General features: G+C 66.4%; 10 protein-coding genes and 1 tRNA gene. 8 read left to right on the top strand and 3 right to left on the bottom strand.

Going from position 1 to position 14,233, the window contains the following annotated elements:
- Window positions 1-7: 7 nt before the first annotated feature.
- Window positions 8-1,603, bottom strand: a complete 1,596-nt coding sequence (locus GobsT_RS15475; protein ID WP_010041437.1) for an alpha,alpha-trehalose-phosphate synthase (UDP-forming) — start codon at window positions 1,601-1,603, stop codon at window positions 8-10.
- 537 nt (window positions 1,604-2,140) lie between these two features.
- Here GobsT_RS15475 and GobsT_RS15470 point away from each other — a divergent pair.
- From GobsT_RS15470 to GobsT_RS15445, 6 genes are all read left to right on the top strand, one after another.
- Complete coding sequence (locus GobsT_RS15470; RefSeq protein ID WP_010041435.1) at window positions 2,141-3,361, top strand: glycosyltransferase family 87 protein; 1,221 nt, start codon at window positions 2,141-2,143, stop codon at window positions 3,359-3,361.
- On the top strand, window positions 3,358-4,881 hold the full coding sequence (locus tag GobsT_RS15465; protein WP_010041433.1) for a hypothetical protein: 1,524 nt from the start codon (window positions 3,358-3,360) through the stop codon (window positions 4,879-4,881). Before GobsT_RS15470 ends, GobsT_RS15465 begins: the two co-directional genes overlap by 4 nt.
- A 47-nt stretch (window positions 4,882-4,928) precedes the next feature.
- On the top strand, window positions 4,929-5,582 hold the full coding sequence (scpB, locus tag GobsT_RS15460) for an SMC-Scp complex subunit ScpB (RefSeq protein WP_010041430.1): 654 nt from the start codon (window positions 4,929-4,931) through the stop codon (window positions 5,580-5,582).
- A 48-nt stretch (window positions 5,583-5,630) separates the two neighbouring features.
- The gene (locus GobsT_RS15455; RefSeq protein ID WP_010041428.1) at window positions 5,631-6,650 is read left to right on the top strand and encodes a sulfate ABC transporter substrate-binding protein; all 1,020 of its coding nucleotides are present in this window, start codon (window positions 5,631-5,633) and stop codon (window positions 6,648-6,650) included.
- Between the two features lie 144 nt (window positions 6,651-6,794).
- Entirely contained in the window at window positions 6,795-7,118 is a 324-nt protein-coding gene (locus GobsT_RS15450; RefSeq protein WP_010041426.1) for a hypothetical protein, read from the top strand.
- A 45-nt stretch (window positions 7,119-7,163) separates the two neighbouring features.
- Window positions 7,164-7,249: transfer RNA gene (locus GobsT_RS15445), tRNA-Leu, on the top strand.
- A gap of 163 nt (window positions 7,250-7,412) precedes the next feature.
- Here GobsT_RS15445 and GobsT_RS15440 read toward each other — a convergent pair.
- Together GobsT_RS15440 and GobsT_RS38775 are read right to left on the bottom strand one after the other, a co-directional pair.
- Window positions 7,413-9,989 carry a c-type cytochrome gene (locus GobsT_RS15440; protein WP_010046086.1) on the bottom strand — a complete coding sequence of 859 codons (2,577 nt, stop codon included), beginning with the start codon at window positions 9,987-9,989 and terminating at the stop codon, window positions 7,413-7,415.
- 139 nt (window positions 9,990-10,128) lie between these two features.
- Entirely contained in the window at window positions 10,129-11,727 is a 1,599-nt protein-coding gene (locus GobsT_RS38775; protein ID WP_010046084.1) for an NYN domain-containing protein, read from the bottom strand.
- 155 nt (window positions 11,728-11,882) lie between these two features.
- Here GobsT_RS38775 and GobsT_RS15430 point away from each other — a divergent pair, with 155 nt between their 5' ends.
- Complete coding sequence (locus tag GobsT_RS15430) at window positions 11,883-12,641, top strand: SDR family NAD(P)-dependent oxidoreductase (RefSeq protein ID WP_010046081.1); 759 nt, start codon at window positions 11,883-11,885, stop codon at window positions 12,639-12,641.
- A gap of 331 nt (window positions 12,642-12,972) precedes the next feature.
- Window positions 12,973-14,166, top strand: coding sequence for an NADH-quinone oxidoreductase subunit NuoH (nuoH, locus tag GobsT_RS15425; RefSeq protein ID WP_033199265.1), 1,194 nt, complete (start codon window positions 12,973-12,975; stop codon window positions 14,164-14,166).
- Window positions 14,167-14,233: the final 67 nt, after the last annotated feature.

Raw genomic sequence — 14,233 nt, 5'->3', positions numbered from 1 at the left:
GAGGAGTTCAACCGGCGGCGAGCCGGAGCGTGGCGAAATAGTTCTCGCGGGCGATGTCCCGTTCGGTGGCGTCCAGGGACTCGTCCGCCGGATCGGGGACGACGGTCGGCTCCGAAGCCGCGTCCGCAACGTCCGGAACCATCTTGCTGATCGCAGTCAGCAGCGAGCCGGCCCAGCGGTAGATGTTGTGGTCGTCGACCTGGGCGCGCATGCGGCGCATGCGGCGCTCCTGCTCGGCGGCGGGCATGGTGAGGGCGGCGTACAGCCCGTCGGCCAACTCGTCCACGTCGAACGGGTTGGCCAGCACCGCGTCGGTCAGCTCCCGGGCGGCCCCGGTGAACGTGGACAGCACCAGCACCCCGCGATCGTCGGCGCGGGCGGTGACGAACTCCTTGGCCACCAGGTTCATGCCGTCGTGCAGCGAGCTCACCACGCACCCGGCCGCGTCTCGGTACAGCGCGAAGATGTCCTCCGGCCCGTGGTGCGCGTTGAGGAACACCACCGGCTGCCAGCCCGCCGTCCCGTGCTCCCGGTTGATCCGCGCGGCCAGCCCGTTCACCTCGGCGGTCAGATCCCGGTACGCCGGGATGCTGGAGCGGCTCGGGGCGCCCACCTGCACGAAGTGGAACCCGCCCTTGAGTTCCGGGTGCCGGTGCAGCACCCGGTCCACGGCCCGCAGCCGCTCCGGGATCCCCTTGGTGTAGTCCACCCGGTCCACGCCCACGATCAGGGGCCGGTCCCCCAACCCGTGCCGGCGCCGGATGGCCCCGGCCCGGGCCGCCCAGTCGTCCCCCAGGTACTCGTCGGCCAGGGCCGGGTCCACGCTGATCGGGAACGGCTTGACGGTGGTCGCCTGGCCGCCCCGCTGGACCGCGAACCGCTCCCGGTCGATGCGGCACTCCAGGGCCCGGTCCACGCACTCCAGGAAGTGGTTGCAGTCGTGCTGCGTGTGGAACCCCATCAGGTCGTTGCCCAGGAGCCCGTCCAGGATGTCCCTGGCCCACGGGCACACCAGGAACTTCTCCGGGCCGGGCCACGGGATGTGCCAGAACTGGGCCGTCACCAGGTCCGGGCGGGCCGCCTTGAGGAGCCGCGGGAGCAGCGCGAAGTGGTAGTCCTGGATGAACACCAGGGCCGGCCCGCCCTGGGCCTCCTCGAGCACCGCGTCGGCGAACGTCTGGTTCACCCGGCGGTACGCGTCCCAGTGCCCCGGGTCGAACGCGGGGCGGGCGAACACCTGGTGGCACAGCGGCCACAGCATGCCGTTGGCGGCCCCGTAGTAGTACCCGTCCTCCTGCTCCGGGGTGAGCCACACCCGCCGCAGCACGTAGTTCGGGTCGTCCGGCGGCACCCCGACCCGGCCGCTCGGGTCGGTGACCGCCCGGTCCGCGTCCCCGGACCCGTGCGCCACCCACACCCCGCCGCACGCCTGCATCACCGGGTCCAGCGCCGTGGTCAGCCCGCCCGCCGGGCGGATCCACTCCACCGCACCGTCCGTCGCGTACCGGTGGATGTACGGCTCCCGGTTCGCCACCACGATCAGCTTCGCGCCCCCGAGACGTGTGCGGGCAACTTCCTGTAAGCGCTCTTTGGTCCAGCCCACGGGTTGTCACCTCATGACGGGAAGTTGGACTGCAGCCCTCGAACTCGCGACCCGTCACAGTCGAGGACTGCGACCGGCCGGCGTCGGTCTGCCATACATGCGGTAACCCAGGCACCGCTGTTGCGGCGGCACATAAGGCAATCCCGATGCCGGAGGCCAAAACGTCTGCTCCGAGTCCCTAATTAGCTCCCTTACAGACGACGCAAACAACTTGGGAATAAGGAGTTATTGTAATTACTATGCGCACCGCATGAACGACGAATTGATGTGATGTGACGCACAGGCTTAACGAACCACGATTGGACAGAACGCGATGCCGTGACCAGAAATTGGTCACGCGGAGGACACCGCACCAGGACATGCGGTCTTCCGTAATTGGTCTGAGATTGCGCCGTCATCAACGTTACCGATAACCTTCTCGCGTGATCTTCGGAGGTGATTAGCAAATTCCGGGACTGGGTTGGGGTTGGAGGAGTGGCTCGGATACGTCGGTCGTACAGGATCGTCCCCGAAACGAAATACGTTCTAAGCTGGCGCATGAGTTCGCGCAACCTGCTCTCGATCGTCGGCCTCGTGGCTGTCGGCGCGCTGCTGGCGGGTCAGGTGCGACAACTACTTGCCGACCCGACAGTGTGGCCGCCGGATGATTTCGTGGAATACTGGGCCGCCGCGACGCTCGCGCTGAGTGGCCAGAACCCGTTTGACGGCAACCTCTTGCTTCCGCTCCAGCAAAGTGCCGGTCGGCACACGCCACACCCGATCATGATGTGGAACCCGCCGTGGGCGCTGCCCGCGGTGCTGCCGCTCGGGTTGCTGCCCGCGCGCGACGCCCAGTTGCTGTGGGCGCTGGTTCAATTTGCCTCCCTGGGGTTCTGCGCCGACCGCCTGTGGGTCAGGCTCGGTGGCGCGCGGAGCCTGCGCTGGGTCAGTTGGGCGGTGACATTCACGTCCATGCCGACCGTGCTGGCTCTGTCGAGCGGTCAAATCAGTCCGCTCTTACTGCTCGGCGCGGTGCTGTTCGCCGAGTGCGAGCGCCGCGCGCACGCGGACCGTCGCTGGGAGTATCTTGCGGGCGCCGCAACGGTGCTGGTGGCGATCAAACCACACCTCGCGTACCTGTTATGGGTCGGGCTCGCGGTAGACGGGGTCGTGCGCGGGCGCTGGCGGGTGCTCGTCGGCGGTGCGGTGGCCGGAGCGGCGTGTGCGGCGGTCCCGCTCGCGTTCAACCCGCACGTCTGGCATCAGTATGCCGACGCGATGGCGAACCGCCCGCCGTCGCAGTGGCTCTCGCCGACGCTGGGAACGGTGCTCCGAATGGCGTTCGGGTCGGAACATTTCCGGCTGCAATTCGTATCGGTCGCGATCGGCCTAGTGTGGTTCGTATGGTATCGATGGCAGCGGCGGTGCGCCTGGGACTGGGGCTCCGAACTGCCGTTAATATTGTTGGTATCGTTTTGCACAGCCCCATACGGCGCGTGGCCGTTTGATATGGTGCTGCTGCTGCCGGCCGTGTTTGCGGTGGTCACGAAGTCCCTGCCTTCTCAACTCGCTCCCGTAGAACAGAGGGGTAGCGTTTTTTATCCGCTGTTCGCGCTGGCAGCAGTTAACGCCGGCTGTTTCGTGATGAATCTGTTCAAGCTCGGGTCGTTTTGGTTCCTTTGGATGGCACCCGCCGTGTTGCTCATTTACTCGCTCCGCCCCCGCCGACCGCGACCGGTTGAACGGCAACCGGCACCCACCGCCGCGGTGCCGGCATGACCCTTCCGCGCTGGTTCGGCCCCGGGGCCGTGGCGTTTTTGCTCGTCTGGCTGCTGCTCCTGGGGGCCGGGCGCTCGCGGTTCTTCATCGACCCGGGCACGTTCTGGCACACCACCACCGGCGAACTCATCCTGAAGGACGGGTTCGTCCGTGCGGACCCGTACACGTTCACGTTCGCGGGGCAGTGGTGGGTCCCGTACCAGTGGCTCGGCGAGATCGCAATGGCCGGTGCCCACCGGGTCGGCGGGTTCGACGCGCAGCTCCTCGGCGCGGCGACCCTGCTCGCGGCCTTGTTCGCGTGGCTCGCGCTTCGGCTGTGGCGCACGGGCCTCCACCCCGTCGTCGTTGCCGGCGTCGTGGCGCTGACGCTCGCGTCGGCCGGCTCGCACTTCCACGTCCGCCCGCACCTGTTCACGCTCGCGGCGATGGCGGCGGTCGCGGTCGCGCTCGCCGAGGCCGACGTGAGCCGGCCGAAACTCAAGCGCCTGCTTTTGCTGATCCCACTCTGCGCCGTTTGGACCAACGTTCACGGCGGCGTGCTCGGCGGAATCGGAACGATCGGCAGCGTTTTCGCGGGCTGGGTGCTGGCGTGGAAGCTCGGCCGCCCGGCCCCGATCAAGAGCTGGCGCGACGCGGGTTTGTTGCTGCTCGTCGCGGTGGGGTGCGGGCTCTCAACGCTTGCCAACCCGTACGGCACCGACATGGTGAAGACCTGGCTCGTCATCATGAATGCGGGCGAGTTGCGCGACATCATCGCGGAACACCGGCCCTTCGATGTGACCGCGTCCTACGCATGGCCCGTGCTGGCACTGGCGCTGCTTTACCTGCTGGTGCTGTACGGCGTGAAGCGTAGCGCCCTGCGCGTGTCGTGGCTGTTGCCGCTCGTGTGGCTCGCGCTCAGTTTCAGCCGGTGCCGGCACGTGTCGCTGTTCGCCGTCGTCACGCTGGTCGCGGTGACGGCGATGTGGAAGCACACGCGCTGGGCGCTGTGGCTCGCCGCCCGGCGGCCCGACCTGTACCAGCCCGGCAGCGCCCGGCCGCGCCCGTGGTGGGCGCACGTGTGGGCGCCCGCGCTCGCGGTGGCGCTGGCGCTCGGACTTCAGGTGGCGCGTGTGCCGGTACCGCTGATCGGCTCGGGTTGGGCGACACACGACCCGAACGCTTGGCCGGTTGATGTGCTCGACGCTCTCAAAGAGTACGAGCCGAGGGCGGGTGAGCCGAACCGGCTGTTCAACTCGGAATACATTTACGGCGGGTTTGTGATCTACCACGCGCCGGGTTACAAGGTGTTCGTGGACGACCGGTGCGAGTTGACCGGCGGGCCGTGGCTCGTCAATTACGTCCACGCGGCCGAAGCGCCCGGAGCCGCGGTCAACGACTGGCAAGACCGCTACGGGCGGTTCGAATTCGCGCTCACTCGCACCGGCACGCCGTTCGATGAGTGGTTCCGCGCCGCTCCCGAATGGCGACCGATCAAGTCAACACCGACGGCCACGTTTTATACCCGCCGCTCACATTGAGCGGGCGGTTGATAAGTGGTATAGCGGAGTCCCGGAGGGACCGCGCTGTGAACCACTTGCGCCAAAAGTTCGGTACCGCGCGCGTGCGGCCGTACGCACAGCGCCCGGGTAACGTGGTGCTCCCGCACGCCCTGCGCGAGCGCGGAGACCGCACCGCCCCCGCCACGCACCCGCGCGCACGGGACGCGAAGCTCGCCCGGCTCGAAGCGGCTCTGTTCCTGGCAGATGAACCGCTCCCGGCACGAAAACTTGCCGACGTGGTCGGGCTCCGCGGTGTGGCGGAGGCGCGCGAACTCGTGGCCCGGCTCCAACAGTTCTACGACGCCGACGGGTCTGCATTTCAGGTCGAAGAGATCGCCGGCGGGTACCAACTCCTCACGCGCACCGTTTACCACACCTGGCTCGCCAGGCTCAAACGCACGGGGCACGAGTTGAAGCTCTCCCCGGCCGCGCTCGAAACCCTGGCGGTGATCGCTTACAAACAGCCCATCATGCGCGCCGAAGTGGAAAAGGTGCGGGGTGTGGCGTGCGGTGAAGTGGTGCGGCAGCTCATGGAAAAGGGGCTTGTCCGGATTGCCGGCCGCCACGACTCGCTGGGCCGCCCGCAGGTCTACGGCACCACCAAGAAGTTTCTTCAGGCCTTTGGGCTGAATACGCTGTCCGACCTGCCCGAAGTCGAATCGTTACGTCCGCCGCCTTAGCACGTTCATAGATTAAGTGAGGATTCCGTCCTCATCCGGCACGACGACATGAACCGCCGCACGTTCTTGACTGCCGCATCGGCCGCCGCCCTCTCGGCCGGTGGCGGCTGCACGGGCTCCCGTTACGACTTCGAATTGCTGAACGTGTCTTACGACCCGACCCGTGAACTCTATCGGCGTATGAACCGCCTGTTCGCCGAACACTACGCCGCGCAGACCGGCAAGCGGGTGCGGGTGCGCCAGTCGCACGGCGGGTCCGGCAGTCAAGCGCGGTCGGTGATCGACGGCATTCCCGCCGACGTTGTTACGCTGGCGATGTGGGCCGACATCAACAACATCCGCTCCAAAAAGTTGATCGCCGACAACTGGGAATCGCGGCTCCCCAACAACGCGCTTCCGTACTACTCAACGATCGTGTTTACCGTGCGGAAGGGGAACCCCCACGGCATCGAACAGTGGACCGACCTGGTTGATAAGCCCGGCGTAAAGATCATCACCGCCAACCCCAAGACCGGCGGCGGGGCCAAGCTCAACCTGCTCGGCGCGTGGCTCGCGGTGCGGCACGGCGGCGGATCGGTCGGCGACGCCCGGAAGTTCATCACGGAGATGTACCGGCGCGTCCCGGTGCTGGACACCGGCGCGCGCGGGGCCACGGTGACGTTCGCCCGCAAGAACATCGGCGACGTTCACCTCACTTGGGAAAACGAGGCGTGGCTGGAGAAGCGGGAGTTGAAGGACGAAATCGAAATCGTGTACCCGAAGGTGAGCATCCGGGCCGAACCGCACGTCGCGCTGGTGGACGCCAACGCGGACCGCAAAGGCACTCGCGCCCCGGCCGAGGAGTACCTCCGGTTCCTCTACACGAACGCGGCCCAGGAGTTGATCGCAGAAACGTTCTTTCGCCCCGGGAACCCGGACGTGGCAACTCGCCACGCGGGCCGGTTCCCGCCGATCGATTTGATCCGCGCCACCGCGCCGTCGTCTGGTCTTGGCGGGTGGGACAAGATCCAATCGGACTTCTTCTCCGAGGGCGGGCTGTTCGATCAGATCTATCAATCCGCCCGGTGAGTTCCGGGCGTGGTGTGAGCCATCACCACGTTTCAAGTAAAAGCTACAACTCCTGCTTCACAGCGCACGCGCGTAATACTACATAAAGTAGTATTGAGGGATGTGTGCTTATCGACATAACGTGAACGACAGGAGTGCAGAGCCGTGGCCAGAAGTAAGAGCGACGGGAAAGTCACCCAGAAGCAAATGGTCCGCGACGCGCTCGGGGAGAAAGGGTGGGCGGTCTCACCGACCGAGTTGCAGGCCTACATCAGGGACAAGTACGACGTCGAGCTACCGAACAACGTCATTTCGAACTACAAATCTAACATCAAGAAAGAAGATGGAGCGGGTGGGGCGAGTGTAACGCCGCCTCCGGTACACCGGTCGACCGGGGGGCTCGACATGACTGATGTCGAAGCGGTCAAGGGGTTGGTCACCCGGCTCGGGGCTGCGCAGGTCAAGAAATTGGCCGAGATGTTCGAGTAGTGGTGCCTTGCCAACCCGGCCCCGAGTTGCCATCATGCACCGGACGGGTGAGTGGTGGAATGGCAGACACAGCGGACTTAAAATCCGCCGCTACCGCAAGGGGCTTGCGGGTTCGAGTCCCGCCTCACCCACTGAACGAAAGCCGGTTACGCGCCACGCTCGGTAATCACCCACCATCAAACACAGGAGCCCGGCGACCGATGGTCGCCGGGCTCCTGTGTTTGATGGTGGGCCGCGTTACTCGTCTGAGGCGAGGGCTGGGACGTAACAGCCCGTTCTCAGACGCTGAACGGATCATTTTTTGAACACGGCACTGTTGCGGTCGCCGCGCGACAGAATGTAAGCCAGCAGGTCCAACACCTCGTCTTCCTGAAAAGTATCAACGAGGCCCGTGGGCATCATTGACACCTTCGACGGCGTCATACTTTCGATCAGCTTGCGGTTCACAGAGACTGTGGAGCCGGGCTCCAGCATGTTGGTGTTAACCATCACGTTGTCGTTGTTCAGGTTGACGATGCGTCCCTTGATGACGCGGTCGTCGGCCGTGCGGATTTCGACCGCCCCGTACTGGTCGCTGATCTCCTTGCTGGGGTCGATAATCGACTCCAGCAGGTCGCGCGGGCTGAACCGCCCGGCTACGCCGGTGAGGTCCGGGGCGTTGCTCCCGCCTTCGCCGTCGAACCGGTGGCACCCGAAGCACTTCCCGGTCGCGAACAGCTTCCGGCCGCGCTCGTAGTCGCGACCGGACTTCAGCCCCTTCTCCAGCGCGTCGGTGAGATCGGCCACCTTGTACGCCTTCACGAGCGGCCGCGCGGGCTCCGGCGGCAATTTCACCGCCGCCGGGTCCGCGGTCAGCAGCGCGCCCAGCGCGACCTTCTCGGCGGGCGCGAGGGTCAGAACCGCGTCATCCCGGATCAACTTTAAGAACTTACCGAAGCTGTTCCCGCCCTTGTATCCGGCGGCCTTGACGAACCACTCGAAGTAGTCCTTACGCAGTTCCGGCGTCCAGCCCGCTTTTAGCATCCGCAGCGAGCGGGCGTACTCGATTTGCTCCTCTTGAGTGGGCGCGTCCTTGAGTGCCTTGACCGCCCGCGGGGCGACGGTGTCGTCTTGTAGGTACACGAGTACCTCCAGCACCATGCCGTTGACGAAGCGGTTGCCCGACGGCAGCACCGGCGACAGCTTCGCCAGAACGGCCTTGCGCTCGTCGGCCGTGGGCGAACCGAACCGGTTGAACAGCACCTGGTAGACTCGGAGCAGGTCGAGCTTCTGCTGGTCGGTCAGCTTTGCGAGGTCGAACCGCCCAAGAGCGGCGAGTACCTTCGCGCGGAGCGCGGGGTCGCCCTTCACCTTCTTGTCGGGGGTGTGTTCGGGGCACGGGGCGGAGACCCGCACCAGTCCGAGCAGCGCGTGCGCCGCCTCGGTCGCGTCGGTGGCCGCGAGTGCGAGTTCGCGCCACTGGTCGACCGGCTGGCTCTCCAGCACCCGGCGGGCGGCGGCCAGAGCGAAGCGGTCCCGGGAGTCGGCCGCCGTCGCCATAACGTCTTTAAACGCCGGGTTCGAATGCTCGGCAGAATCGACCAAGGTCTTGTACCGGCGACGTGCGGCCTGTTCGTCCGCGCTCAGCGACTCGCCCCCGGCGACCGCCTCGGTGCTCTCCGTTCCGGTGTAGGTTACGCGGTACAAACCGCTCTTGGTCTTGCGCCCGCCGATGGCAAAGTACAGCGCGCCGTCGGTCGGGTTCACGACGAGGTCCGTGAGCGGCAGCGGCGTGCCGGTCACGAACTCTTCGAGTTCGCCGGTGTACGCGTAGCTCTTTGGCTTCAGGTGGACCGCGTACAGCTTGCCGTAGCTCCAGTCGCAGATGAAGAACGCATTCTGATACTTGGCGGGGAACTTCGCACCATATCCGAAGCACACGCCGGTGGGCGAGCCCGGCCCCACGTTGAGCACCGGGGGCAGGTTATCGGGGTAATACTCGGGGTACTTGCCCGCACCGTTGCGCCAGCCGAACTCGCCGCCCGGCGGCACGAAGCACACGCGTGTCGGCCGGTACCACGGGGTGTTGAAGTCCCACTCCATGTCGGCGTCGTAGGTGAACAGGTCGCCGGCGCGGTTGTAGGCCGCATCGTACTGGTTGCGGAAGCCGACGCTGAACAGCTCCCACTGCTTGCCGTCGGGGGTGACGTTGTAAATGGCCCCGCCCGGCCCCATCACGCCCTTCATGAATCCGTTGCCGTCCGGGAGCCGCGGCAGCAGGTGGTCCTCGCCCCAGTACGGTGGGACTTTGGTCGTGTCGTACTTGGTGAGTTTGGTTTGGTTCCCGCACACCACGGTGAGGCGCTTCCCGTCCGGGGTGAGCATCACCGCGTGCGGCCCGTGCTCGCCCCCGCCGCCCTCGAACGCACGCAGCAGTTCCACCGTGTCGAGCGTGTCGTCCTTCTTGGACGAAGTGACCTTGTACAGCCCGCTCTTGTTGGGCGCGTTCACCACGACGTAGAGGGCGTCGAACGCGTAGAGGAGGCCCTGCGCGGAGCCGACCGCGGCGGGGATCTTCTCGATCGCGGTTTCGCCCTTGGCGCCCGCCGGCGGGACCGAGACGCGGTACAGCGCGCCGTACTGGTCCGACACGATGAGCCGGCCCTTCGGGTCGACGCACATGCTCACCCACGAGCCCATCGTGTCCTTGGGGACGCTGTACAGCAGTTCGACCTTGAACCCCTTCGCGACTTTCATGGTCGCGGGGTCGGTGGCCGGCGGCTCGACGGCTTTCGCCTTGGGTTTGGGTTGCGCGGGCGCGCTGACCGGGCTGAGCGCGAAGAGCGCGGCCGACAGCGCGAGGGCCGACGCGCGGAGACGCGATCGGAACATAGAAGGGCCTCGGAGAGGGAACGTGCGGTACGAACGTGCGTGGGCCGTTTGGGATAACCTCACGCGAAGCGGGGGTGCGCGTTAAAAGGGCGGGTCGTGACGCGCCCGGTGGGCTGACGCCGTCCGACCCGCCACCTCGTTACAGCCCGGCGCCGAACTCGTCGTCGTCGCTGGGCGGCTTCGGGTCCGGTTGGCGCGGTCTCGCGGGCGGCTCCTTTGCGGGGGGCTTGGCCGCGGGTTTCGGCCCAGCGGCCTTCGTCGCCGGTTTCGGTTTCGCGGCCGGCTTGACGGCGGGGGCGTCGGGTTCAGCCCCTTCGCTGACGGGGCGCGCGGGGGCCTTCGCGGGTGCGGGCTTTGCCGGGACCGGCTTGGCGGGCGCCGGCTCCGCCGTGGCGACCGGTTTCGGGGCCGGCTTGGCGGGCGCCGGCTCTTTCGCCGCGATCGGCTTCGGGGCCGGAACCGGCTTGGCGGGCGCCGGCCGTGCCGGGGCGGTCGCGGGTTTCAACTCAGCTTTGCGCGGGGCGTAAGTCGGAATCTCGTCGAGCGGCTCGTCGTCCAGATCGTCGAAGTCGTCCACAAGCGCGCGGCCGAGCGGCCGATCGTCGTCCGCGTCCTCGCGCGTGGGGGCCGGCGGTTTTGGTGGCGGCGCGGGCCGTGCCGGAGCCGGAGTCGGGCGCGCGGGAGCGGGCCTTGGAGCGGCGGCGGCCGGTTTCGGGACGGCGGCGGACGGTTTCGGCGGCTCGACCTTCTTCGGTTCCGGTTCGGGGCGCTGCGGCGGTTCGGCTCGCGGCGGCAGTTCGGCCCGCCGTGGCTCCGCGGCACCGCGGGGCGGCAGTTCGAGTGCCTTCTTCGGCTCGGGGCCGGGGAGGCCGTTCCCGTTGCGCGGCACCAACTCGATCGGTCTGCGCCCCTCGCCGCCCTTCGGCAGCGGAATGACGCGCGACACCGGCGGCAGCGCACCGGCCTTCATTTCCAGCCCGAACCGCGTGACCACATACATTCCGCTGGTGCGGTGCTTGTCCAGTTCCAGCAGCCCCTCACGCTGGGCGTCTTCGAGCAGTTCGCTGAAGGTGCGGTATCCGTAGTAGTCCTCGTTGAAGGACGGCTTCTTCCGCTTGATTGTGTCCTTCAGCATGGAAGAGTAGATCACCTCCTTGTTCTCGCGGCGCAGGGCCAGCAGCGAGTCCAGCAGCAGCGCGAACACCTTCCGCTTCTTTTCGGGGATCTGTTCGTTGACCGCGATCGGGATGATCGGGGCGCGGTCCAGGTCCTCGTAATAGATGAACTCGTCGCAGTTGTCGCGCAGCAGGTCCGAGGTGGCGTCGGACAGGCCGAGCCCGATGACGTGCTTGCCGAGTTCCTTCAGCTTCGACACGAGCGGCGAAAAGTCGCTGTCGCCGGAGACGATCACGAACGTGTCGATGTGGTCCTTCGAGTACGCGAGGTCGATCGCGTCCACGACGAGCCGGATGTCGGCGGAGTTCTTCCCGGTCATCCCGCGGCGCGGGATCTCGATCAGTTCGATGGCGGACTCGTGGAGCGCGCCGGTGTACATGCCGAACCGGCTCCAGTCGGCGTACGCCTTTTTACAAACGATTTTGCCCTTCTCGACCAGCCGTTCGAGCACCTTGGAGATCTCGAACCGGTCGCGGCGGTTGTTGAACCCCAGGCCCATGTTCTCGAAGTCGATAAACACGGCCAGCGACCGTTCGCCGTCGCCCGCGCGGTGTGCTTTCATCCCAATCCTACGCTTATCGGTGCGAGTCCTCGGCATCTGACGACCCGCACGCTATTGTGCGAAACCTTTGGTGGCGGGGGAAGGCCAAGCCGCGATCAAGCGTCTACAACGTTCCCATCCCGAACGAATCTCCCTTCCGTGAGGACTGGTGCGACGTGGCAGAGAACTTTTTTCGGCTCGACGGCAAGGTGGCGGTGGTGACCGGCGGCGGCCAGGGCATCGGCGAGGCGATCAGCCGGCGGCTGGCCGGGGCCGGGGCGAAGGTCGGCGTGTTCGACATGAACGCCGAGAGCGCCGCCCGCGTCGCCGGCGCGATCGGGGGGGTGCCGCTGGTCGGCGACCTGACAAAGGAAGCCGATCTGGACCGCGTGTTCGGCGAAATCGCCGCGAAAGCCGGCCCGGTGGACATACTGGTGAACAACGCCGGGGTGGCGAGCCGCAAGGGGCGGGACGTGCCGATCTGGGAGAGCGTCCGCGAGGACTGGGAGTTCGTGCTCGGGATCAACGTGACCGGGCTGGTGCTGTGCTGCAAGGCGGTGCTGCCGTCGATGATCGAGCGCAAGTACGGCCGGATCGTTAACATCGCCAGCATCGCCGGGAAAGAGGGCAACCCGAAGATGGCGCCCTACTCGGCGAGTAAGGCGGCGGTGATCGCGCTCACCAAGTCGCTGTCGAAGGAACTGGTCGGCAAGGGCGACATCTGTGTGAACAGCGTCGCCCCGGCCGTCATCCAGACGCCGATTCTGGACCAACTGGACCAGTCGCAGATCAACATGATGCTGTCGAAGATCCCGCTGGGCCGCACCGGCAAGCCGGACGAGGTGGCCGCCCTGGTCCACTTCCTGAGCAGCAACGATTGCAGTTTCACGACCGGCTTCTGCTTCGACATCAGCGGCGGCCGCGCGACGTATTAAAGACAACCCACCCCCAACCCCTCCCTGCAGGGAGGGGAGCAAACCCAAAACACTCCGAAAACGTCGCGGGAACGCTCTGTTCTGGCTCCCTACCTGCAGGGAGGGGTTGGGGGTGGGTTTCCTCGCCCCCTTCGCGTACACTTGCTCTCGCCACCCGGCCGCACCGAGGTAGCAAACGCTGCGGCGTAACGCCGTGGATGGTTAGTAACCGTGCCCATCAAAAGCGTTACGGCTCCGCACAAGTCGCGACGCCTAGAGGATCGATACCTCTCGCTGTTCGAAGGTGTAAGTACCGCGGCCGGGTGGCACTTCTTCTCCACAGGTGAACGCCGTGCCCGAACTGTGGTCCGAGTTCCTGCCGCACCCGTGGAACCTCGTCGCCGGCGGCGCCGCTGCTGCGGCGTTACTCTTCGGGTTCATCGGTCTGTCTGCGTTCCTCGGCATTTGGGCCGAACGTAAGGTGTCGGCGCGGATGCAAGACCGGCTCGGTCCCACGCGCGTCGGGCCGTTCGGGTTGCTTCAATCCCTGGCGGACGGCGTAAAACTCATTGCAAAAGAAGACGTCGCCCCGCAAGCCGCGGACAAGCTCTTGTTCCGGGCCGCCCCGTACATCGCGTTTTGCGCCAGCTTTTGCGGGTTCCTCGCGCTGCCGTTCGGCTCGCAGTTCGTGGCCCAGAACCTGAGCGTGGGCGCGTTCTTCGTGCTCGCGGTGCTGTCGAGCGAGGTGTTCGGCATCGTGCTGGCGGGGTACGCGTCCGCGAGCAAGTGGTCGCTGTTCGGCGGGGTTCGCGAGGCGGCCCAGGTCGTCAGTTACGAGGTGCCGCGGGCGATGTGCGTGGTGGTCCCGGTGTGCCTCGCCGGAACGCTCAACCTCAACACGATCGGGGCGCAACAGGTCGGCTGGTTCTGGAATTGGAACGTGTTCCACGACCCGTTCACGTTCGTCGCGTTCTTCGTGTTCTTCATCACGGCGGTCGCGAGTTGCAAGCGCGCCCCGTTCGACCTCGCCGAAGCCGAGAGCGAACTGGTGGCGGGGTTCCACACGGAGTACAGCGGCATCCGGTGGTCGTACTTCTTTCTGGCCGAGTACGGCAGCATGTTCGCCGTCAGCGGGCTGGCCGCCCTGCTCTTCCTGGGCGGCTGGCACTCCGGAGTTCTGCCGTTCGAGCCGTCTGTCGAGTTCGGGTTCTGGCCCGGAACGGTGCTGAACGTGGCGGTGTTTGTTGGGAAGTGCTGGGCGCTTGTGCTGGTGATGATCTGGATGCGCTGGAGCCTCCCGCGGCTCCGCATCGATCAGGTGATGACAACCTGCCTCAAATATTTCCTGCCGATCAGTTGTGTTCTCCTGATTGGCGTGTGCCTGTGGCTGTTGATGGTGCCGGCGGCGGTCACGAACGTCGTGAGGTACGCGCTCAGTTTCGGGTGCTTGGCCCTCGTGCTGGGGGTGGGCGCGAGCCTGTTCCGCTCGCCCGTGACGGCGTCCGCGCGGGCAGGCGAATTGCCGGGAGCGTGGGCGCGGCGATGACACCGAAACCCGAAAGTAACCTCCCCTCCGGCCCGCTTCCGGACGGGAAGGGGCGGAGTACTGCTCC

Source organism: Gemmata obscuriglobus, assembly GCF_008065095.1.
Classification (GTDB): Bacteria; Planctomycetota; Planctomycetia; order Gemmatales; family Gemmataceae; genus Gemmata; species Gemmata obscuriglobus.
The sequence above is the reverse complement of the archived record's forward strand: the minus strand, read 5'-3'. Positions and strand labels throughout refer to the sequence as shown.

What these genes read in the sequence shown, in the direction of transcription:
- GobsT_RS15470 (WP_010041435.1), top strand. Translation starts at nt 2,141, where the DNA reads ATGAGTTCGCGCAACCTGCTCTCGATCGTCGGCCTCGTGGCTGTCGGC.
- GobsT_RS15465 (WP_010041433.1), top strand. Translation starts at nt 3,358, where the DNA reads ATGACCCTTCCGCGCTGGTTCGGCCCCGGGGCCGTGGCGTTTTTGCTC.
- GobsT_RS15455 (WP_010041428.1), top strand. Translation starts at nt 5,631, where the DNA reads ATGAACCGCCGCACGTTCTTGACTGCCGCATCGGCCGCCGCCCTCTCG.
- GobsT_RS15440 (WP_010046086.1), bottom strand. Translation starts at nt 9,989, where the DNA reads ATGTTCCGATCGCGTCTCCGCGCGTCGGCCCTCGCGCTGTCGGCCGCG.
- GobsT_RS38775 (WP_010046084.1), bottom strand. Translation starts at nt 11,727, where the DNA reads ATGAAAGCACACCGCGCGGGCGACGGCGAACGGTCGCTGGCCGTGTTT.